General features: G+C 41.8%; 17 protein-coding genes. 8 read left to right on the plus strand and 9 right to left on the minus strand.

Features of this window, described 5'->3' with window-relative positions; genetic code table 11:
* Positions 1–459: hypothetical protein (locus tag QHH00_05065; GenBank protein MDH7508753.1), on the plus strand; the 459-nt coding region annotated here is incomplete at its 5' end.
* Between the two features lie 669 nt (positions 460–1128).
* On the opposite strand, the gene QHH00_05070 is transcribed toward QHH00_05065, so the two are convergent.
* Positions 1129–1296 (minus strand): hypothetical protein, encoded by a 168-nt coding sequence (locus QHH00_05070; GenBank protein ID MDH7508754.1) that lies wholly within the window; start codon positions 1294–1296, stop codon positions 1129–1131.
* Positions 1297–2208: 912 nt separating this feature from the next.
* On the opposite strand from QHH00_05070, the gene QHH00_05075 reads away from it, so the two are divergent.
* Positions 2209–3486 (plus strand): glycosyltransferase family 4 protein, encoded by a 1278-nt coding sequence (locus tag QHH00_05075; protein MDH7508755.1) that lies wholly within the window; start codon positions 2209–2211, stop codon positions 3484–3486.
* A gap of 247 nt (positions 3487–3733) precedes the next feature.
* On the opposite strand, the gene QHH00_05080 is transcribed toward QHH00_05075, so the two are convergent.
* The 4 genes from QHH00_05080 to QHH00_05095 all read right to left on the minus strand — a co-directional run bounded on the left by QHH00_05080 (position 3734) and on the right by QHH00_05095 (position 8655).
* A complete protein-coding gene (locus QHH00_05080) occupies positions 3734–4885 on the minus strand; it encodes a glycosyltransferase (protein MDH7508756.1) in 1152 nt (383 codons plus the stop codon).
* A gap of 196 nt (positions 4886–5081) precedes the next feature.
* Positions 5082–7064, minus strand: a complete 1983-nt coding sequence (locus QHH00_05085; GenBank protein MDH7508757.1) for a hypothetical protein — start codon at positions 7062–7064, stop codon at positions 5082–5084.
* A complete protein-coding gene (locus tag QHH00_05090; GenBank protein ID MDH7508758.1) occupies positions 7018–8214 on the minus strand; it encodes a glycosyltransferase family 4 protein in 1197 nt (398 codons plus the stop codon). Before QHH00_05090 ends, QHH00_05085 begins: the two co-directional genes overlap by 47 nt.
* A 132-nt stretch (positions 8215–8346) precedes the next feature.
* Positions 8347–8655 (minus strand): DUF1616 domain-containing protein, encoded by a 309-nt coding sequence (locus tag QHH00_05095; GenBank protein MDH7508759.1) that lies wholly within the window; start codon positions 8653–8655, stop codon positions 8347–8349.
* A 1799-nt stretch (positions 8656–10454) separates the two neighbouring features.
* Between QHH00_05095 and QHH00_05100 the strand changes: the two genes are divergently transcribed.
* Positions 10455–10784 carry a hypothetical protein gene (locus QHH00_05100; GenBank protein MDH7508760.1) on the plus strand — a complete coding sequence of 110 codons (330 nt, stop codon included), beginning with the start codon at positions 10455–10457 and terminating at the stop codon, positions 10782–10784.
* A gap of 9 nt (positions 10785–10793) precedes the next feature.
* Here the strand turns inward: QHH00_05100 and QHH00_05105 are convergent, their stop codons facing one another.
* A complete protein-coding gene (locus tag QHH00_05105) occupies positions 10794–12224 on the minus strand; it encodes a hypothetical protein (protein ID MDH7508761.1) in 1431 nt (476 codons plus the stop codon).
* A 751-nt stretch (positions 12225–12975) separates the two neighbouring features.
* Here QHH00_05105 and QHH00_05110 point away from each other — a divergent pair.
* Genes QHH00_05110 through QHH00_05125 form a run of 4 tightly spaced genes read left to right on the plus strand, consistent with a single transcriptional unit; the run spans position 12976 to position 17418 of the window.
* Entirely contained in the window at positions 12976–13908 is a 933-nt protein-coding gene (locus tag QHH00_05110) for a glycosyltransferase family 2 protein (protein MDH7508762.1), read from the plus strand.
* 22 nt (positions 13909–13930) lie between these two features.
* Positions 13931–15325, plus strand: a complete 1395-nt coding sequence (locus tag QHH00_05115; protein ID MDH7508763.1) for a nucleotide sugar dehydrogenase — start codon at positions 13931–13933, stop codon at positions 15323–15325.
* 48 nt (positions 15326–15373) lie between these two features.
* Positions 15374–16483 (plus strand): glycosyltransferase, encoded by a 1110-nt coding sequence (locus QHH00_05120; protein MDH7508764.1) that lies wholly within the window; start codon positions 15374–15376, stop codon positions 16481–16483.
* A gap of 50 nt (positions 16484–16533) precedes the next feature.
* Positions 16534–17418: a glycosyltransferase gene (locus QHH00_05125; GenBank protein ID MDH7508765.1), complete on the plus strand. Its 885-nt coding sequence runs from the start codon at positions 16534–16536 to the stop codon at positions 17416–17418.
* On the opposite strand, the gene QHH00_05130 is transcribed toward QHH00_05125, so the two are convergent.
* The 3 genes from QHH00_05130 to QHH00_05140 are packed head-to-tail and all read right to left on the minus strand — an operon-like array spanning position 17415 to position 20864.
* Positions 17415–18440, minus strand: coding sequence for a hypothetical protein (locus tag QHH00_05130; GenBank protein MDH7508766.1), 1026 nt, complete (start codon positions 18438–18440; stop codon positions 17415–17417). The genes QHH00_05125 and QHH00_05130 overlap by 4 nt on opposite strands.
* Positions 18437–19897 carry a glycosyltransferase family 87 protein gene (locus QHH00_05135; protein ID MDH7508767.1) on the minus strand — a complete coding sequence of 487 codons (1461 nt, stop codon included), beginning with the start codon at positions 19895–19897 and terminating at the stop codon, positions 18437–18439. The genes QHH00_05130 and QHH00_05135 overlap by 4 nt, the downstream gene beginning before the upstream one ends.
* Complete coding sequence (locus QHH00_05140; protein ID MDH7508768.1) at positions 19887–20864, minus strand: glycosyltransferase family 2 protein; 978 nt, start codon at positions 20862–20864, stop codon at positions 19887–19889. The genes QHH00_05135 and QHH00_05140 overlap by 11 nt, the downstream gene beginning before the upstream one ends.
* 48 nt (positions 20865–20912) lie before the next feature.
* Between QHH00_05140 and QHH00_05145 the strand changes: the two genes are divergently transcribed.
* Positions 20913–21305, plus strand: a complete 393-nt coding sequence (locus QHH00_05145) for an ACT domain-containing protein (protein MDH7508769.1) — start codon at positions 20913–20915, stop codon at positions 21303–21305.
* Positions 21306–21314 lie beyond the last annotated feature (9 nt).

A 21314-nucleotide genomic window follows, 5' to 3' on the forward strand; every position in this document is an offset into this window, starting at 1 on the left:
CTCGTGCGCAACGGCAGCGCGATGTATGATATCATGGAATACCACCATCAGTTCCGCGTCAAGGTAATGAGCGCGATCAAGAATCGAATTGCGCTCGAGGTGTCTTCGGAGAATCATGAAGGAAAACTGGTGCTCGTCAATGTCGATAAGAACACTCTCCAAATGAAAAATTCCAATCTGGTCGTGAAGATTGATGGAAAAATGATTAAGGAGACGACAAGGCCACTGGAGGTCCTTTTTGCATCTGGATCAGGAGAAAGTGATGCGGTGTATACGGTGCTTCATAACGACGAGATTTCTCAGATCCTCATTTACGTTCCGAGTTTTTCAACTCACACAATCGAAATTGAAAGCGCTTCAGTCCTCGCAAGTATTTTTTCTCCATTAGGAATTACGGCGGTTCTCTCTGCATTTGCGATCGTTTGTGTTTCAGCGATCGTACTCATTAAGAAGAAATGATAAATGCGAAGTTTTATCGACCCCCGTTTTTATTAGAAATGATTGCGCACTATTCTATTTCGGTCGCGCTGGCAATTAGGCAAAATTACCAATGTACGTATATATGCATCACATCTGTTGATTTCCTGTGCAATACCGGAGGTTCCCACAAAACCGCATTTTGCTTGTCGATATCCTCTTCGATCTTCACCGTCTAACCTCTTGTAGAAGCGCTCTTTATGAAGCTTCTAATTCAAATACCAATCTCATGTTGCGTCAAACCTAATAGGCGCGATTGGGTCATCCGTTGATTTTCAGAGCAGAATAACTACATAAACATTGTCTAGTTTAGTTACCATAGTGAAATAATCGCGAACTAAATCCACAAGCAGTGGATATTTTCAGGTTATCACTGTGTCAACTGGTACGAGAGCACTAAATGCTCTCATATTGATTAATTATCTGCTACTGATAACCTACAGCCAGACCAAAGAGTTACCTTATTTATCGATGCAATCTAAATCCTTATTTGTGTTGGTGGCTATTTTCGCTAAAGATGAGAATGCTACGACTGGTAGATTTGCTCATGACATACAAACCTTCTCAATTGAAGCCACAATCGTGTGATTGCCTGGCACTGACCGATGCCTACAGCGATCTCGATAGCAGAGATATTTCTCCCTAGCGATGTCACGGGGTATTCGTCGTAAACAATACGAGGTCTACTGGGTCGCTACATACCGGATCAATCATCCGATATTCTATCACTTCGGCAATAACATGTAATGAAATGTCAAGAGATGCTACATGGTCGATCGAGATCTTGACAGTCGCTTTTTCCGCTAGACAGAGTTTCACACTGACTGCATCTAGAGTGTGTGGGGTCGCTTCGTTATCGGTTATGCGCATATTCTCTAAGTTTAAATAATTAGCATAAACGGCAGTACTACGAGAAGGCAAGCGATGAAAATCAAGACGATGGCGACATTTCTCTTCTCATTAAGCGAATCCCTTCGATTTTCGGTTTCTTTGAATTGCCGTAGATTCATCTATCGCTCATGATACCCTCCTAGCGCGATAAGGTAGAACCACATTGTTCAGGCTTACAGCACAACGATTAGTATCATCAAAACGGCGGGCAGAATAAGGAGTCGTTTAGACAGACGGCTGAAATAAGCGTATTCCAGCTGTGAGATGCCTTGAACGTGTTCATGTAACGCTTTGAGCAGTATATGATCACTCCATATCAAGGCGGTGAATAAAATGAAAAAGAAATAATAAAATTGAGGAGGACGAACAGGGCACTACTAATGAAAACAAAACAGAAGAAAGGCTTGTCGTCGAGAAAATGATAAAGCGGTTCAAAGAACTGAGAAGCAAGGTTACATACTTGAGGCGGCAAGAGAAATGGCAAAACTATGTCCCAATGAGTATGCCGCTAATTACGACAAGATATAGTGTGATCTGGAGAAAAAGGTCTTCACGTGTTAAACCTGATCATAAATTCAGAGCCATGTAGAAAATGGGGAGAATGCTAATCAAGCACCGAAGAGACGTTACTGGATGAATAAGAAATAAACACCGATTTTCCACATATCCAACTTAAAATTGTTATTACCATAATTTGATTTTTCATCATGCTTAATAACCGAATAGTATATGTTTGATCAGGCTGGATTTATGAAATACCAAGTTCTCTTAGTCAGTGGTTAGCCACCAATAACACTTAGTTCTTATGTGCAACTCTTAACGAAAATCCTTAAAGAAACGATGATATACCCAGAACCGAACTTTAAAACATTAGAAATTGTGAGCGGAATGCAGAACCTGAATGCTATAAGATTGGAATTTGAAAATCTATCCGACAAGATAAATAAAATGGATAGCTCTCCTTCAAAATTGAGAATTACAATGATCGGAACACTCCCCCCATTAAAGGGGATAAGCCGCTACTGTTACTTTCTTTGCTCCGCATTGTCCAATTTGGTAGACATAGAATTTGTCTCTTTTAGGAAATTGTACCCCAATTTTCTCTATCCAGGAGGAGTTGATACAGAAAAAAAATCAGAAGAGCTGATTATGAAATTTAGAAGAAGGAATGATTTACATGGTTATAATCCATTAACCTGGCTCAAGACAGGGATTTATTGCTCTGGAGATGTGGTACATGCGCAGTGGTGGAGTCCCCTTCTTTTTCCTGCATATTTTACAATCCTCATATTAGCTAGAGTCCGATGTAAGCGTGTTGTTATTACCGTTCACAATGTGATACCTCACGAAAATACGAAAATAGGAAAGGTTCTAACTAGTATGCTGCTCAAATTCGCGGACTTTATCATTGTTCATAGCGATTCGAACAAGGAGATCTTGTTTAAAGAGTACCGCAATTTAGATAGAGATCATGTTTTTGTTGTACCGCACGGGTTGCTTTCTTTTCCCAATGCACCTTACGACAAAAGGAAAGCAAAAGATATACTCGGTATTCCTATCAGCGCAAAGGCTATCCTTTTTTTTGGAAATATCAGGCCATATAAAGGCCTAAAGAATCTGATTAAAGCTATGGAGAAAGTTACCAAAACTTTGCCGAACACAATGCTTATAATAGCAGGTCACTGTTGGGAAGACTGGCATGAATATGAACGATTGATTAAAGAACTCAATATCGAGGACAAAATCATTGTTAGGAAAGGATATGTCGAACCAATGGACGTACCTCTTTTATTCGCAGCGACTGATCTTGTGGTTCTTCCATATGAAACATTTGATGCCCAAAGTGGTGTTGGACTTGCAGCATTGAACTATTGTAAACCGATGATCGTTACTGCGGTGGGTGGGCTCCCTGAGTTGGTTTTGGACTCTATATCAGTTGTCGAGCCGAAAAATCACGAATTGCTAGCAAGTAGAATAATAATGATTCTGAGGGATCCACGATTATTATCAAAATTGGAAGAAGACTCTAAGAAGATTAGGGAAGAATATGGATGGCAAAGAATCGCAGAAATAACTTATAGGATATACGAGGAATTGCTACGACCAACAGAAAAATGATTCAAAAATCACGCTCATGCATTATGGGATAAATTCGCAGTATCAATCAATTATTTTTTGGTACCCACCTATGATGCATGCACTAGTTCCAACGACGTATTCTTTTTTTAAATCGTGAATCGCATAATTATTTTTAGTGCTGAAATAGTTCTGGATAATTCTTGAATCGTATCTAAATTAAAGGTCCTTATTAAAAGTTGCACATAAGTAAAATATATATGTTTATGAATTGCGAAGCTCAATAAGATCATCTTTTCGAGGACGAGGAAAAGCAATTAATCGCATCTCTATAAACATTCATGTATTCCGACAAAGTATGTCTCCAGTCAAACTTCTGTCTCAAGAAGGAAATACAATTACTGCTGAGCCTTGAGTAATTGACCGAATCAAGAACGTATTCGACGGAAAGAATTAAGTCCTTTAAAGATCCGGGTTCAAACAACTTGCCATTTTGACCGTCTTGGACAATTTCTGGAAGACCGCCAATTCTGGATGCCACAACCGGTAAACCAAAGGACATAGCCTCAAGAGGAGCAGTTGGCAAGTTTTCTGGCCAGATTGATGGAAACACCATCACTCCCCCTCTTAAATATTCTTGTTCGACATTTTCGACGAATCCTCTAAAAGAAATTACTTTAGCATCCTTATATTCGGCCATCAATGACTGCAACATTTTGCCATCACCTATAACATCCAGTGGTATCTCAGTGAGCCTTGAGACTTCGCATACGAGCTTTACGCCCTTTTCTTCAGTAATTCTTCCTACAAAAAGCATTCTTTTATCGTATTTAGGAAGGATTATTTCATCTGGTAAATCGATTCCATTGTAAATTCGCCTCACGTTATTATATCCAGCTTTTGTGAGTTTTGAAAACATATAGTCACTCGGTGCCACGAGAAAGACCTTCTGAAGATGTTTCATTTTGATTAATCTCGTAATTCCTGCTATAGGGAATTTGCATTTCCAACAATCCAAACTGCAGATACAACCCGATCTTATCATGATACTATTAAAGCAAAAAGGCCAGTAATCATGGATGGTCGCAATCGTTGGCAAGCTCTCGGCAGCTGCTGCAAAGAGATTTGTCCCAGCTCCATACACATTATGAAAATGAACAATGTCCGGTTTGATCTCTCGCACTACATTACGCAATATTTCTATATTTTTGAGATGAAAATAATCGGCAATAGATTTTCTCACTACTCGATTCTTAACAACTTTCAACTCATCGATGATTTCAATATTTTCGGATAATTCCTTGACCGGAAACTCTTCAGATCGCATGTTCGAAGTAAGAATTGCAACTTCTATTCCGCTTTGCGATAGTTTCATAGATAATTTCCTGCAGAATTCCTCAGCGCCACCGTATTTTCTTGAGGGGGGCAAACTAGAGATCATTAACACTTTCATATCAGCTGTAAATATATTATTCCAACAGGCTACTTATATTATTCCCTCAATTGCAAATACTCTGTAATTGGATCGCGCAAACTTGAATTGACGCGGTCGATATCTATTTTAATTATCGTGATATGGGATACATATCAAATTCAAAGGGATATTAATTAGATATCCGAAGAACCACAAAAAGAGTCTACATTCCCAGATGTTTTCCAACAATCTCCAAACCCCCAAACCATAATGACCCATTCTGAATTTCAAAAGTAATTTCAAATTCACCTCTCAGTACTTTTGAAAAATCAAGACGATAGTACTCAAACCACCATTCCCATCCTTTTAAATGCGTTCCTGTGATTCTCACGCTATCCAAAACGTTCTCTTCGTTTCTGAGTGACATAGTAATATTTGCCGAAGGTGACAGTTTGAGCTTAAGATAGACTGAAATAAAGGACAGATTGTCTGGGTTAACGGATCTTAACTTTATTGAGCAAAATTTCGATGTTGATTCATAATATGCTATTGATTGCTTTTTCACGATACCATGTGCATCCTCTGAAATATTATACAATTTCATATCAGAGAAACCCAAATAAACCAGCTCATCATTCTCAGCCGGGATATTGATCCATTGAATTCCGTTATAAAATTGAATATAATAAATAATTAGTTTAGAATTAAAAAATTTAAATATGGTTAGGTTTATGAATGGAGCCTTTAATAACTCAACTCCCTTGTCGGGAAATGGGTAGTAATAACCACTTAATTTGTCATAAATGAAGTACTTAGCATCAATTTCATAACAACGTTCAGCAACATTTTCGCTATTCTGAATCATCACAGAAAAGTCGTACAAATTACTAGAAGGCACGAGCGAATAGGAATGTACAAAAGAAGGCCAATAAATGTATAAGATTGATTCTTGGCCGATTGCCTCTTTTGTGAATTCACCTGCAACTGATCTTAAACCGTAAGATTCCGAAACCCATCTCTTGAAATTCGCATAATTAGGAGCGTAATTTATGATGGGTAAAACGAGCAATACAATTAAAATAATAATAAATAAAAACCTCAAGTATTTTCGAGATTGGAATCTTATTTTTTCAAATCTAATAAATAATATATAAACGAAAAAACTAGAAAGGAGTATGATGGCTGGAAAGAATTGTAAATGATATCTGGAACGATGACTATATGAAGCAGGAATTATCATCAAAATAATTAGATTTAATACTAACCATATCATGAAAAATAGGATAACTGGATAAATCTTTCTGTAATAGATTGCAAGTAAACTGCCCAGAATCGTTGTTAGCAACAGTGATATCTGGAAAAAAGAAGGCAATAAGGCAAGATACTCTGTTCCCAAAAAAACTGGTTCGTTGGTGAAACTGTAGCTAACTCCTGGAAGATAAATCGCTACGGCTTTAAAGAATGTAAGAGCGCCGCCAAATATGAACCAAAAGGAAATGCCGAGCAGAATCAAAAAGAAGTTTTTCTTACTAATAAGATATCTAGGTTTCTTTTCAACGACTAAAGATACAAAAATGTAACCAACAATAAGCATCGCTACAAATACATTCCCAAAATTGTGGGCCAGACTTAGACAGCCGCACGAAGCAAAGCATAGTATTAGATGCGCAGTTTTTCTAGTTCTCCAAAATTTAACAAAAAAAAAGGTCGACCCTGTCAAAAGCAGTACCAGTAGCGCATCAACTGGTGAGAATGATGTGACCCATAATACATTATAACTACCAAAAATGAATAAAAACGACATGAAAAATGGTAAGAATCGATCCTGAAATAGATTCATTCCTATGGCATACACTATCGCCACTGAAAAAGCTTGAAAAATATACGGAAGTATCTTGAACCAGTTTTCATTGCCTATTGGCGAAATGGAGTTCAATATTGAGGATATAAGCGCAAGGAGTGGGGGGGAATCTCCTACACGTGCTTCCATTCTTGCAAATTCATTAAAAATATATCCACTTTTAGAAATTGTATCGCTAAAAATTAGATTGGAATAAACATCTTCCGTAGCGAAATGCTCAAAAAACAGTAAACCAAACACGTATCTGACAATAAAAAGAATAATGATGCATGATAGCATGGAAAATTCAGGGATGTACTTACGGAACAGTAATACTGCCTTTTTCCAAATAAGATAAGATATCATTTACGACCCCCCTCACGATATAACGCCAGTCATACTCATGCAGATCGTAAGGAATTAAATATTTAAATTCGTTAGGACGGGTCGCGAGCTTAACCATTAACTCGGAGAATTTGTCCCAATCATCCGTTATCTGAAGCCAATCTCCAAAGCTATCTCTTTCCAATCCTTCAGCACCAATTCCAGTTGATACAACAGGCCTTCCGCAAAAAATGGCTTCAAGTATTTTTATCCTCGTACCTCCACCACTTTTCAAAGGACATATTACCACATCGCATCCGCTGATCAGTTCTGCGATATTGGGATAGATGCCTGTAAAAATAAACGTTGGATCATTGCAAACATCAAGGGGTGGATTGTCGCCGGCTATAACAAATAATGCAGATGGGTGGAATTTCTTTACACGAGGAGCTAATTCGCGCTTAATTATATCAACGGCTTGTTTATTTGGAGCATAATCTAGTTTTCCATGAAAAAGATAAACAGGATCATGAATAGGTAGACCGATCTTCTTTCTCGACGTCAACTTATCACAAGCATTCATACGCAACACCGCGCTATCCACCCCATTACGAACAAGCAGAACGCGTTCCTTCGGTACTTTAAAGGTTGAGATGATTAACTCGCGGTCTGGCTTAGACACGCAAAAAACTTTTGCGGCAGAACGCAGTAAGAAGCCTTCGTATAATTTTAGCAAAAACCTACTAATCCTATTTCCTTTTTTTATTCTTTCAAATCTCTGAAATTCGACGTTGTGTTCGTCAATGATCAAGATTGCACCAGTGATCCGGCAAACAATCAATGAGATAAACCCGAGCCATGGAAACTCCACCAAAACAACTCGAGCTTTGGAAGTTTTTATTGCAAGTAGTAGATAAAAAGCAAGTAAAGGATTGAAAATCTGTGAATATCGAGAGAAAGCCTTCACCATTTTTATTTTGACACCCTCTCTTTCAAGAGCATGCATATAGAATTGAGAGTCTCTTTCGCAACAATCTACTTGAACCAGATCGTTACAAACGATGATTACATAGAAGTAATCACTAAGGAATCGAGCCAAATTAAAGACCCTTGCTGCCCCACCAAAATATGGAGGAAACGGATTAAAGGGACAAACAATTATAATTGTTTCTTTGTTCGATTTATCACTCATTTTCACCTTAAAATGTCGTCTCAGTTAAAAAGATTTCTAGTATTCATGAAGCCCAAATTGATATAATAAATTTATCTAGTTGAAAAAGTCTCGATTAATCAAACGCTTATCTAAATTGTCATACTCGGCATTTCAATCGTCACCGATCATTCGGTTTCTTTTTTTATTATATGAAACTCCCAAGAGACCCAGAGCAGATACTATTCCAACAGACAAAAATGTGGATGTTGCGCTAATTCTCATACCGAAGAATACATTAAATCCAATAATAAGAAGTGGAACGGTAACCAAAGATATGAGATAACTGAAAATTATTCTTTCTCCAAAGGACAGCCTGTCTCTGCTACCATTTTTTTCAGGCCATATCGCATAGGTCCATATGAGGCCAGGGAGCAAGAGCACCAATACAAATGCTAAAATTGATGTGATCATTTCAAACATCGTATGCTGTGTAGATACTAATTCCTATTTTTGCCTTCCGTAACTTATCATTCTCTTAAAGCAATCTCTGATGGGTCGATGTACGTATATTCAAGTCAACAAGAGTGAATACCGCTTGCTCAAGGTCGACCTTTATATAGCATAGCTTTTCTGCTTGAGAGAAAGAATGCGTTTCGAAACAGGGTATGAGATTAAAGGGAGCTATGCTTTTTCACATCGCTAGAAAGATGTAAGAATGGTTCAAATACTTGGGCATTTCATTAAAATCGAAATTCCTAGCTAATTTGTATTGAGATTACCGTTGCATTTTATCGTTGTCTGAAACTGGCTTATTAAAGTTTCCACTCAATATCCGTTTCAAGAGAAGCCACGGAGGGTATTAAAGTTTCTCGATTCGGCTAAAAAGTGTAGGATTTTTCCACAAGAAGAGAAGGAGGTTTCCCTTAGTCGCTTTTATCATGCGATGTAATACTCTGATATGTGGACTTTACGAGTCCCCGAACCTGACACACTCAGAATCCATCTTGGGTATATGACGCAACAACAGTAAAACAAACAAAGGAAATTTAGATTGCGTTTCGATCTACAGGATGCAAAACCGCAAATTAAAGCGGGCCGCAAGTTATCTCTTGCCTCCCGCCGTCGGCGAAAAAAGTGTTGCCTTCTCGCCGAGAATTTATTTATGACCGATGATCTACCTCCCGGTACCATTCCTTTGGATCTGGGTTTTCGAGGGCAAAATGGGATAGTTATGCGCGTTAACGCGAACCGAGTCGTAATGGTAAGTTGAAATGCGTTAGCTCGTCAATGAATGCTTAAGACTACGATCGCCATTTCTAGATAAGTAAACCAGCATGGAATTAGGACGCTTAGGAAACACTGGAAAGGCAAATAGGTTATTTCGGCTAGCGTATCCAGTAGTTGTTCAGCTCTTCAGCAACCGTTCTATGAAAGCTATCATAATTGCAAAAAAGATGCCGGGTTCTCACAATGATCTCACTAAAAGATTGACAAAAGCTGAATAATTGTTTTTTTGGCATGATCATAAAACATAAGTCGAAAGACTCTGATAATTCGTTAGCAAGAAGACTTTCCATATGATATAAGTTATACTTTCCAACGAAGATAATTCCTTCAGAAAATTATTTCTTATGGCATTTTGTGATTGGACGCAAGATGCGAAGATCACAAAAAATCCAAGTAACCTTCTAACTACTCATTCCTTGACGAGGCTGCTAATATCAATGGAAAAATCAGCTACAATATCTTGATCGAATCTGCAAATTTGGAAAAGCAAGAGATAATTTAGAATAGGGTTCCTATCGATATGATCTATGTCTACAAACTGCGGGATTGATCTGTTTTGTTCGATTTACATTTGAATCACTTATTCTATTGTTAAAATTTCAATAGGCCCGATTGCTTTAGATTTCGTTTAGAACAACCAAAGTGTCCTATCTCACCCATCATTACAGGATTAGAATTTCCCATTAGCAATAATAAATATCGTCAAACCCGATAAAAATCAGAACAAGTGGAGGATTAAGAAAAAAGAACCATTCTTGGGCAAACGATTGTTTTTCTTTGTTGCATAGATCTAAATATGCAAGGGCAGAACTATTTAGCTTGCGCGTTGATCAAACAATAGGATAAATTCAAATACATGGCAAGAAGGGCAACAACCAAATCGTCTGAAACGCGAAAATTAAATCTATTTTAAATGAAAATGAGTTGACTTACGATATTTAATATAACCACCAATCAATTCCGCTAGAGAGATGATTGTAGAATTATTGTTGGTGGCAATCGGAACGATTCTCGTTTATTTCCTCCCAGGATTCGTGTGGTCCTATTTGCTGCTTGAGCAGGAAAATATTTTGGATAAATCTCCGCACGAGAGATTTTTTAGAATCATCGAACGGATCGCGGTTTCATTTGCTCTATCTCTAGTGCTTATTCCTCTAACAGTCTTTCTTTTGAATTTGGTCATTGATGTCGGTCCTTCGATTCTTGATTCCCTCATGATATCTCTAATACCGATTGTTGTCGGAGCTCTGTTTCTACTGGCGAAGAAGAATAGAATACATGAAAGCATCATAGGAAAAATAAAGGAATTGCTGAAAAATTGATGTTTATCATCAATGAGGTTCATCACCCGAATGACCAACGTATTTGTAAATGCAAAGGATCTCAGCGTACCCGTGATAAACACACTTGAAGTAAGGACTGGAAGCATAGTCATCAACGGGAATCAATTTCTTGGTCACCACGAGGGGGCGGTCGAGGTCCCAAGTTCCCCAAAGTACGTAGATCTCCTTTTCTTTGTACGCTGGATTGTCAGTCAGAAATTTCTCTATATAAGTGAGATTTGTCGGTGCATTAAGCATGAATTCCTCTGCAATGGCCATCGGATGATCGTTTTCTCTAGTCAAGGAAAAGTCCCAGACAGCCATTAAGTAGCCGAGCTGAATGAGATCGGCGGAGAGGTAATCTGGTGCAAAAATCACCGCGTTGTCCTTAGACATGTTCTTTTCGATCCAATCAATTGCCTCGGTGTTTTCTTTTATGTAAGGCGCCTTATTGAGCTGGCTATCAATCGAAAAACATGCGGATGGAACAACAAGCACTGAAGCCATCAAAACGACGCCTATAACCTGTATTTTGCTTCCATATTTCCTTAAGGTATTCTTATAAAAGTACACAATTGCAAATGGTGCAATGACACAAAGTAATAGATCAAGATTCAAGATAAATCGATTTCCGAAGAAGAGCCAAAGGCCGATATAAAACCATAGTACGATCGACAGGGCTGGTAACGTGTAATGGAGCTTATGTTTTGTCCAAAGAATGTAATAACTCATAATTGAAAAAACGACGAGAGGGAAAAAGAATATCAGATATCCAACCAGGATATGTGGATATGACCAAAATAGACTCGGGATCGCTCCACCTCCAGCCCAGAGACCTTCCCCGGAAGACAGGGTTGAGGTTCTCCAGACAGATGTCGATATCGCTGCAATGAATGTGGTCAAAATATCTCCAAATCTCGGTATCCAAGCGGGCGCAGATATCAGTATCGCAGAAATGATTGAGAGACCAATCGACCTTATTGCTTTCCTATCTTTGGTCCAAATGAAAAAGATGAGCGATATCAAGTATGCAAAAGAAACGAACAAGGATACAGCAATATGATAAGCAACTGTCCCGGATGCGAGGACAGTAAATAATGCGAGATCACTGGTTTTTCTAGTCTCAAGATACTTGTCTAAATAGACGAGCGACATAACTAATATTACTGAGGCGAAAATCTGCCTATAATAAGATTCAGTTACCGCATCAATTTGAACGTATGAAAAAGAAACTAATAGAGCGGAGATTCCACCACCGATGTTCGATCGCGTGAGATTTTTGCCAGCCACAAAAGAAGTCAAAGTAGCAATTGCCCCCACAATTCCCGGAAGATAGTATCTGAACAACCAGTGGATGTCGACGCCCATAACCCCATTTGAAACAGAAACCATAACGAAGAAGCCAGGTTCCACCCATTTAGTATATACTTGATAGGGCATAGGAAACTCGGGATAAGCGGGTAATACTCTCCAGGCATCAGAATTACTCCAGAATGTTACTAATTGTTCATATATGCCTGTATCAAATCCAAGTTCAAAGCGATAATCGTGGATCAAGTAAGAAAAGAACCTGCTCACAGTTGCGAAAATCACTAGGATTACGAGAACCCCTATTGCCAAAGAAGGGCTCAATGATTTTAGAAACTTACGTTTGATATGATTCTCTGGAGTCACAACCAATACTCCTGACTAATGAACTATTAGTTAGATAAGTGAACAATTTTGATTTTTATAAGTCTTTCATTTAATCATTAAATGAATAATAGAATGCTAATCACAAGTTGTGCCGCATCAGCGTAGGATTCTAAATCTGATGAAAACTTCGCTACACTTACGATTGAGCCCAAAAAAAAGAACCAATTGTACAACCAGAAGAGGTAACATAAAAATGATGATTCTTAAAAAAAAGTGTCTATCTTTTATCAGGAGCATATTATTACGCAATATTAAACAAGGCTTTTAGTGAAATTTCGCTTAACGCTATTATAGAATCCGCAAATTTGAAGGCAGCAACATAGCAAAAGGAGAAGTATAACTAAGACTGTCAGATTCACTCAATTTGGAGCTTAATTACCCTGATTCATTTATTATTTCTCTTAATATATGCCCTCACACCAGATATCCTTGCTAAGGAATTATGCCATCAATTTAATGTAATTGTTTTGATTTATAGGAGTAATAAAGAAAGACCATGAAGACATTTGCTGTAATCCCAGCGTTCAACGAGAGGGCAATGATCAGCCAGGTGATCGAACAGACTAAAAATTTTGTCGATCAGATCATTGTCATTGACGATGGAAGCTCTGATGACACCGCAACCATCGCGCGCAGTGCTGGTGCAGTCGTGATTTCTCATCCACGAAACATGGGCGTAGGCGCGGCCTTCGCAACAGGAGTCGAAAAAGCGCTATCATTAGGCGCGGATATTGTTGTTACTTTAGATGCGGACGGACAATTTCAACCGAGCGATATTCCAAGATTAATTCAGCCGATCATCGAAGGAAAGGCGGATTTTGTCACGGGTTCACGATTTATGAACAATGAACCCGTCTCTGGTATGAATGGTGTAAAAAGAATCGGCAATAGGTTTTTCACAAGACTAACGAGCTGGCTGACTGGAATGAAATTCACCGATACTCAATGTGGGTTTAGAGCCTATTCCAAAGAGGCATTGTTACGCATAACAACCTTTGGCCGATTCACGTACACTCAGGAAGTTTTTCTAGATCTTGTCAACAAAAATATGAGAGTCGTCGAAGTACCAATTAGGGTCCTTCCCCGTCAATGCGGAAAATCGAAAGTCGTCAAAAACCCATTTTCATACGGACTCCGCGCTCTGAAGATTATCATGCAAACTGAAAGAGATCATCACCCACTTCGATTTTTTACAGCAATTTCAATGTTTTTTGTCGTCCCTTCAATAACAATGTTTGCATTTGTTTTGGCACATTGGCTACTTTCCGGAAAAACAAGTCCCTTCACCTCCCTGTTGTCATTATCAGGGACATTATTTCTTGTCGGTATAATTTTTATAGTCCTCGCCCTTATCGCTGATATGCAAGGCAGACAGAGAAAAATGCAGGAGGAAATACTATACCTTTTAAGAAGACAAAGATATTCCTAACAATTAACGAGGGATCGACAACATGAACTCGAGAATCGCCTCCATTTCCGATAAAATCCAACAAAAAGATGCGAAAATCGCGGTCATTGGTCTTGGCTATGTGGGTCTAAATGTATCGATCAGTTTCGCGTGCGAGGGGTTCCAGGTTTATGGATTCGATGTGGACGAAAGAAAAATAGATTCGCTGCGAAAGGGAATCAATTACATCCCTGAGGAAGGATTCATCTCGGAAATGCTTCCCAGAGTTATTTCAAGAAGTTTTTTTGTTTCCACCGATGTCGATGAGGCTTCAGCGATCGGTGATGTGATCATCATCATCGTGCCAACGGCAAACGGCAACACACCAACGATGGAGTATCTGCAGAATGCGCTTGACTCAATCATCAAGAACGATATTACTGGAAAACTCATCGTTTTGGAAAGCACCGTCAAAGTCGGTACCACAGAAGAGATTGTCGTACCGGCACTCGAAAAAACTGGGCTCATTGCTGGTAAAGACTTCTTCGTCGGCTATTCACCAGAGAGAATAGACCCAGGGAATAAAGAAAGATCGCTCAGGAATATACCAAAAGTCGTCAGTGGCATCAACCCAGAATCAGCGGAGATCACTGCTAAACTTTACAAGAATATCGTAAATGAGGTTGTCCTTGTCTCATCAACGAGGACGGCGGAATTCATCAAACTTATGGAAAATGTCCAAAGAGATGTCAACATCGCCTTAATGAACCTCTTCGCAATGATGTGCGAAAAGGCCAATATTGACATTGAAGAGGCGATTTTCGCCGCATCCACAAAATGGAATTTCCACCCTTACAAAGCCAGCTGTGGAGTTGGCGGCCATTGCCTCAAAAAGGATCCCCTGCTCCTTGCGCATTCTTTTGATGGAGAAGGAATCGATCTCGGACTCATTTATGCCGCAAGGAAAATCAATGACTTGATGCCGACCTTTACAGCAGAAAAGGCATTATCAATCTGCCGCGACAAGATTGGCAAGAATGTTTCTGAGACGAAATTTGGCATTTTGGGATTGTCCTATAAGAAGAATTCATCGGATACAAGAAATGCCCCCGCATTCTACATTATCGATCATCTAAGGAAAAACGGAGCACAACACATTTACCCGTATGATCCTCTCGTCAAAAATGGCATCGAACAGGCCGAAGTTTCAGATATCCTCAACTCAGACATCATAATTTTAACAGCGGCACACGATTGCTTTTCTGGGCTCCTTGACAATTATCGTGGTTTTATTGTCGATGGGACGAATACTCTCGAACCCTCAGAAAAGGTTATTGGCATCGGTCGGAATCACATCGATATGAAATCCAAAAACAAGGCGTTTGATGATTCAGTATTATTTGGAATGCTCACTCATCAGAAGAAGGAACTCGCGTCGCCAAAGATTAACCATAGTTAATTTAGCGGGAAAATTATATATCAAGAAAAGAAAGTCAATGGCGGGGTTATGATCGAGCAACGGCCTTCTAACGGGGATTTCACGATTATACTACCGACTCTTAACGAGAGCCAGAATATAATACCGATGCTCGAAACGCTCAATTCCCTATATCCATCGGCGAAAATCCTTGTCATCGACGATTCATCGACCGACGGCACGCAAGCAAAAGTCAGGGATTATGCGCATATCCACAACCAAGTCTCTCTCATTGAGAGGAATATAGAAGACCGCGGTCTAACCGCAAGCGTCATGGACGGCATCCTTTTATCAGAGACGCCCTACTTTGTTGTCCTTGACGCCGATTTTCAACACCCGCCTGAGGCAATTAAAGACATCATCTACGCGCTGAGAGAGGGAAATGACATCGTTGTCGGCGTCAGGAAGAACAAAAGAAAACTCTCTTTCACGAGAAAAATCTCCTCCTGGGGTGCGCATTGCCTCGCGTCGTTATATTTGCGAGCGAAAAGAAAGCGGAGATCGAGGGACACGATGAGCGGTTTCTTTGGCGGGAGGACTGAATTCTGCAAGAAGATTGTTGCTGAGAATTATGAGAAGTTCGAGCGGCGGGGCTTCAAAATTCTTTTTGATATCCTCAAATTCTCTCCTGAGTGGACAAAGGTCTCGGAAATCGAGTTTGAGTTCGGGGAGCGGCGCGGCGGTTCTTCGAAGCTCGACGCAAAGGTCGTACTGTCGATCATGAGACAGTGTGGCGTCTTCGGTAAAGGGCTGGCTGCAGCAACCTCGTTCTTCTTATTAAGCATGCTAGGGCGGTTTATTGCCGCATTCATCCTCGGGATTCTGACAACGATAGTTTTTCTAACACTGACTAATCAGCCCTGGCACACGCTGGGAATTTTTCCAACTGTCATCTCGTTCCTTATCGCAGTCGGCTACGTAGTCGTCGCCAACGAGTTCTTTGCGGGAAGGAGGAAGAGGGCGGGATTAATCAAAGGCCTCCAGATCATGTTTACAGTGTTCACCGGATACCTCATCAACCTTGGTCTCTTCTACATCATCGCTTCTGACTTACTGGACCTCCAACTCGTACCAATGTTTATCGGCTTTAGTCTATCAGCTTTTTATGATACCGTTGGATGCAGCATCGACGCTGGTTAACCTATATTATGAACGAAAATTATCTATTGGGAGTGTGACTTGTAGAGTCGATGCAATCTGTGACGATAGGCGTCTGCGCTCACAACGAAGAGAAGAATATCGAAAATTCGCTGAGCGCGATCTCGTCGCAGAAAGTGAAAGATTTCAAAATTGAAGAAATTCTCGTCGTTTCAAGTGGTAGCACTGACCGGACTGATGAGATTGTTAAAGAATATATGAAAAAGGATCGGCGGGTGAGACTCATCGTCCAGGAGAGGAGGGAGGGGAAGTATTCCGCCGTCAATCTGATTATCAGAGAAGGGAGGGGAGAGATCATCGTGCTTGCAAACGCTGATAATGTCCTCGCCGAAAATTCCCTTTCATCCTTGCTCTCTCCCTTCAACGATGATCATGTCGGCATGACAGGTGGTCATCCCATCCCCGTGAATTCGTCCGAGACAATTACTGGTTTTGCCGTAATGATGCTATGGGACCTACACCATCGCCTCTCCCTGATCGTGCCGAAAACGGGAGAGCTCATTGCTTTTCGAAATCTTGGATTCCAGCTCCCAAAAGGCACGAATACTGATGAGGACTGGATAAGAATGGAGATCGAGAGGCGAGGCTACAGAGTCGTGTATGTCCCAGAAGCGATCGTTTATAATAAGGGACCTGAAACGATTGAAGAGTTCCTCAAGCAAAGGACCAGGGTCAACATCGGTGAGATGTATATGAAGAAGCGGTTCGACTTCACGGTCCCGACCTGGAAACCCTCTTACCTCATGCCAGCACTCGCGTCTTTCTGCAGGGAGCATCGCTCACAAATTGACAAGATCGCAGCGGCAATCGCCCTCGAGGCAATCGCGAGAATATATGCAACAGTGCACGTCGCACTCAACCGCCCTGATAAACACATCTGGGAAATCGCTGAGTCAACGAAGAAATTCTCTCCCTAATGAGCATAAACCTCAACAATGTGCCTTGCGTAGGTAGCCGTGGTACCTACTGTGGAAATAGCGAGAACCGAAACGAACTGTGGGTCCTCGAATGTCGCATGTAAAACGCCGCTGATCTCGCCGAGCCTTCCTTCAGCGCTCTCGAATACGATCGGACCGGATATCCACTGGAGTTGGCTAACAACGATCCTAGCGATGTCCGTGGCGATCACATCCTCAGCGCTCGTCAAATAGGGGGCGGAGACGGGGCCAGAAAAAGCGATGAGCGCCCCATCGCCGATATGAAAGAGCGCCGCGGACACGAGGACGCGATCCCTCTCGTAGTAATAACCAATAACCCTCCCACCGTAATGCTCAACATCTGCGACATCAATCCCCATGATTGGAGCGGTGAACTTGAAATCGAGCGCCTCGGCGACGCTCGATGGTGTCACGCACTCGCCACCAAGAAAATCGAGCGGGTAGAACCGAATTCCGAGAAATCCCTCTTCATCAACTCCACTGTTCGACTCCCTTGCAAGAAAAGGAATTGACTCATTCCCCAAGGTAATCAAAACACCGCCCCTTTCGACCCATTGGAGTGCAAGAAGAGCGAACTCCGTTCCATTGGGAACCCCTCCAGCAAGAACGACGGTCGCAGGACTGCCGGAGAAGACTTCTAGCAAGGGTTCAAACGGGACAATCGAGACCTCGATCTCGGCGTTCATAAGATCGAACTCCGCACGCAAGTGATCATACAGGCCGTGAATGCACCTTGAAAGGTAGACGTCGACGTATCTGGGATCATCGAACAGGAGAATCCGGTCGAACCTCATTTTAGAAATCGGGAAGCTCGCGACATTGAAACTTCCATAAACCCCCGGAGCACTAATTGCGTATGAGACATTGAGTTGAACTTGCTCATCCACTAAGGCCTCAACATTGAGATCGATATGGAGCTTTGTGATACCGCCCTGGACGAAAGCACCGCCTAGGAAAAGGAAAAGGACGAAGAGCGAGAACAGAATATGAGCTAGTTTCATTCCCTTCCTCCTTTCATTGGGACCAATCGGTTCCAAATCCGATCTACGAAGTCGTATTTCTTTGGAAGTAAGATTGAGAGGATCGTGAGGCCGCCGAGCATCGCCGAAGCGATGACGAGCGATTCCCTCGAGAAGATTCCTGCGGTCGTGTAGTAATTTATGATCGCTGTGTTGAGAAACTCGAGGTCCACAAGGTTGCTATAAGCCGCCGCGGGATAGATCAGAGCGTATGCAGACTGAAGCCAAATGAAATAGAGAAGGGCGAGAACCGTTAAGAGGTAAAGCTTCCTCTCGTAGCGTTTGTCGTCGACAAGAGCGATCAGCAGCATTGGAAATATCCAGAGCATGTGTTGGGGATTTGTGACAGGCTGCAGGAACAGGATGAGGGCGATCACGGCGATATTACCGAGAGTCATTGACCTCAATTCGTCCAGCTCTTTGTTAGCGTATTGCCTTACGATGAGAGCGGACACGAGGAAAATCAGAATAATCATGAGAATGAAGACGAAGGTTGGAAGCCCGATCACACTTGGCAAGATATCTGGTAAGAGGCCTTCACTGGGAAGGGCAGGAACAAAAAACCAGAAATTCAACCCACCATAGCTTGTTGATCCCGTCCTCCTGAAGATGAAGTCGAGCATTTTGTCAGAGGTCAGGAAAAAGGGGAGGACGGCGATCAAACTTATCAGTCCTCCGACCACCATTGCATAGAATCCTCTGAGTCTCAGGAGACTCGCCTGTACACATCGACTATCAAACTCCCTCGAGAAGAGGAACGTTAGGTAAAAAATAAAGAGGTAAATTGGATAGATTTTAAGAAAGACGCCAATACCAAGTGCCAGACCTGCGAAAAAGTATTCGCGACGGTAGAAATTGATGAGCGCGATCACAGTCATGAATGCTGGCAACACGTCTATTTGGCCTGCGACAGAGCTGATCCAAATAACGAGCGGATTGAGAAACCAGAGGACAAACACCTTCTCCGCCAAGTCCTTACCCTTTCTCTCGCGCACGAATCGATAAAGTGTGATGCCCAGCAGAAGATCTGAAATGATCAGGGGTAGCTTGAAGGACAGGTTGAAAAGGGGATGGGTCACAAAAGGGACAAGCATCCCAGTAGTCTGCGCAACCCCAACCATAGAATACTGGATGGAGCCGAAGTCCGACGGGTCAAGAAATAGCGAGAGCATCGCGATGAAGGGATAAGATATAATGACGGAAAGAGGGGGGTAGGACAGGTAAGCGTGGCCATAAACGCCCAACCCAGCCAGCTTGTCGACCGATGCCTTGTAAAAAGGATAGATATCGTATGGACAGGAGGTCCACGGCGCCACGATCAACCTCACGATCAGACCGACGAGAATGATTAATAGAAGATTGCGTACACCGCCAAAGCGCAGTGGAAAAAGGGATGTGGTTTTCCGGCTGATCGTTGCTGAGAAGGCGCTAGTCTTCAACTGGCTCTCTCCCTCCCACAACGAATTTCAGGCCATCGATGATTCCCCGAATGTAGGCGAGATAGGCCCCCCTTATCTTCTGCAATGCGATCATGAAGAAGTAATAAGGGAAACGGATTGCAAATTGTCCGATGATGCATGTGATAAATTTTCCACCTTTGATCCTCTTCGAGGTCAAAATAAACATGTTCCTCGCGTAGTGGTACGCTCTGAACGGCGTCATAAGATTTGACCCGGCAACCCCTGTAGAACTCGAAACTTCGTGATAAACCACTGACGAGGGTATGTACCACGATTCGTAACCTCGCTCTGCAGCGCGCAGACAAAAATCGAGGTCTTCCGCGTAGATATCATAATCCTGGTCGAAAAGCCCCACTTCCTCGAAAACTTCTCTCCGAACGAGCATTGCACACCCTGTCACGAAATCTACTTTCTCATCTATCTGATCGCCATCGTCCTCCGAGTCCATCATCGGATGCCTGCTGTATCCCAACCACTCATTGAATTCGCCACCAGCGTACCAGATTCTTCTCCCATCTGGATAGAGGATCTTCGGCCCAACGATACCGGCATTCTGATGGCGTTCCATGCCTTTAAGAAGTTCAGTGATGAAGCCACGCGACCCGTAGGCATCGTTGTTGATGACTAGGATAAAAGACGGCCTGCTTTCCATTGCTTTGGATATACCAAAATTGATCCCCTTTACGTAACCAAGATTCTTGCCCATCTCAAAGACAAAAGCGTCTGGAACCTCTCGCCTAATAAGGTCAATGTCATTGCCATTAGACCCGTTATCGACAACATAGATCGTGATATCTTCGACCCCCCCTTCTTTTAATGACTTGATGCACCGTACCGTCTCGAGGGGTTTATTCCAGTTAACAGTAACCGCAGTGATCGATGAGGAGGATCGCATTGACAACGCATCGCTAATTATTCTATTAACTTCTTTGCCATTTTTTGGCAACGAAGGCGCAGACTATTTTAGCAGGGAGGATCAATATTTTTACTAATGATGATGAAGCAATTCGAAATTTATGTGCAAAACAGGCCCGGAGAAGTGGCCTGGATTGCGGAGATTCTGGCGAAAAACTCGGTGAACATCCGCGGGATTTCGACCGACCTCGGCTCGAATCGGCCGATGATCCGCGTCATCACCGACGATGAGAACAGTGCAAGAAGCGCTCTGAAAAATGCAGGGCTCGAGTTTTCCGAGCGAGAAGTGCTTGTTGTTTCCCTGAGCGACAAACCAGGGGAGCTCGCAAAGTTGACAAAAAAGTTGGCGAGAGCGGGCATAAACATCGAGTCGATTTTCATTCTCGGTGCGAGAACACCGAAGGAAGAAATTGCGATAGGCGTCGACCAGCCGGAAAAAGCTGCGGAAGTGCTGGCCAAGTATACGTCTTGAACAACACCA

The organism is Methanomassiliicoccales archaeon (assembly GCA_029907465.1).
Classification (GTDB): Archaea; Thermoplasmatota; Thermoplasmata; order Methanomassiliicoccales; family JACIVX01; genus JACIVX01.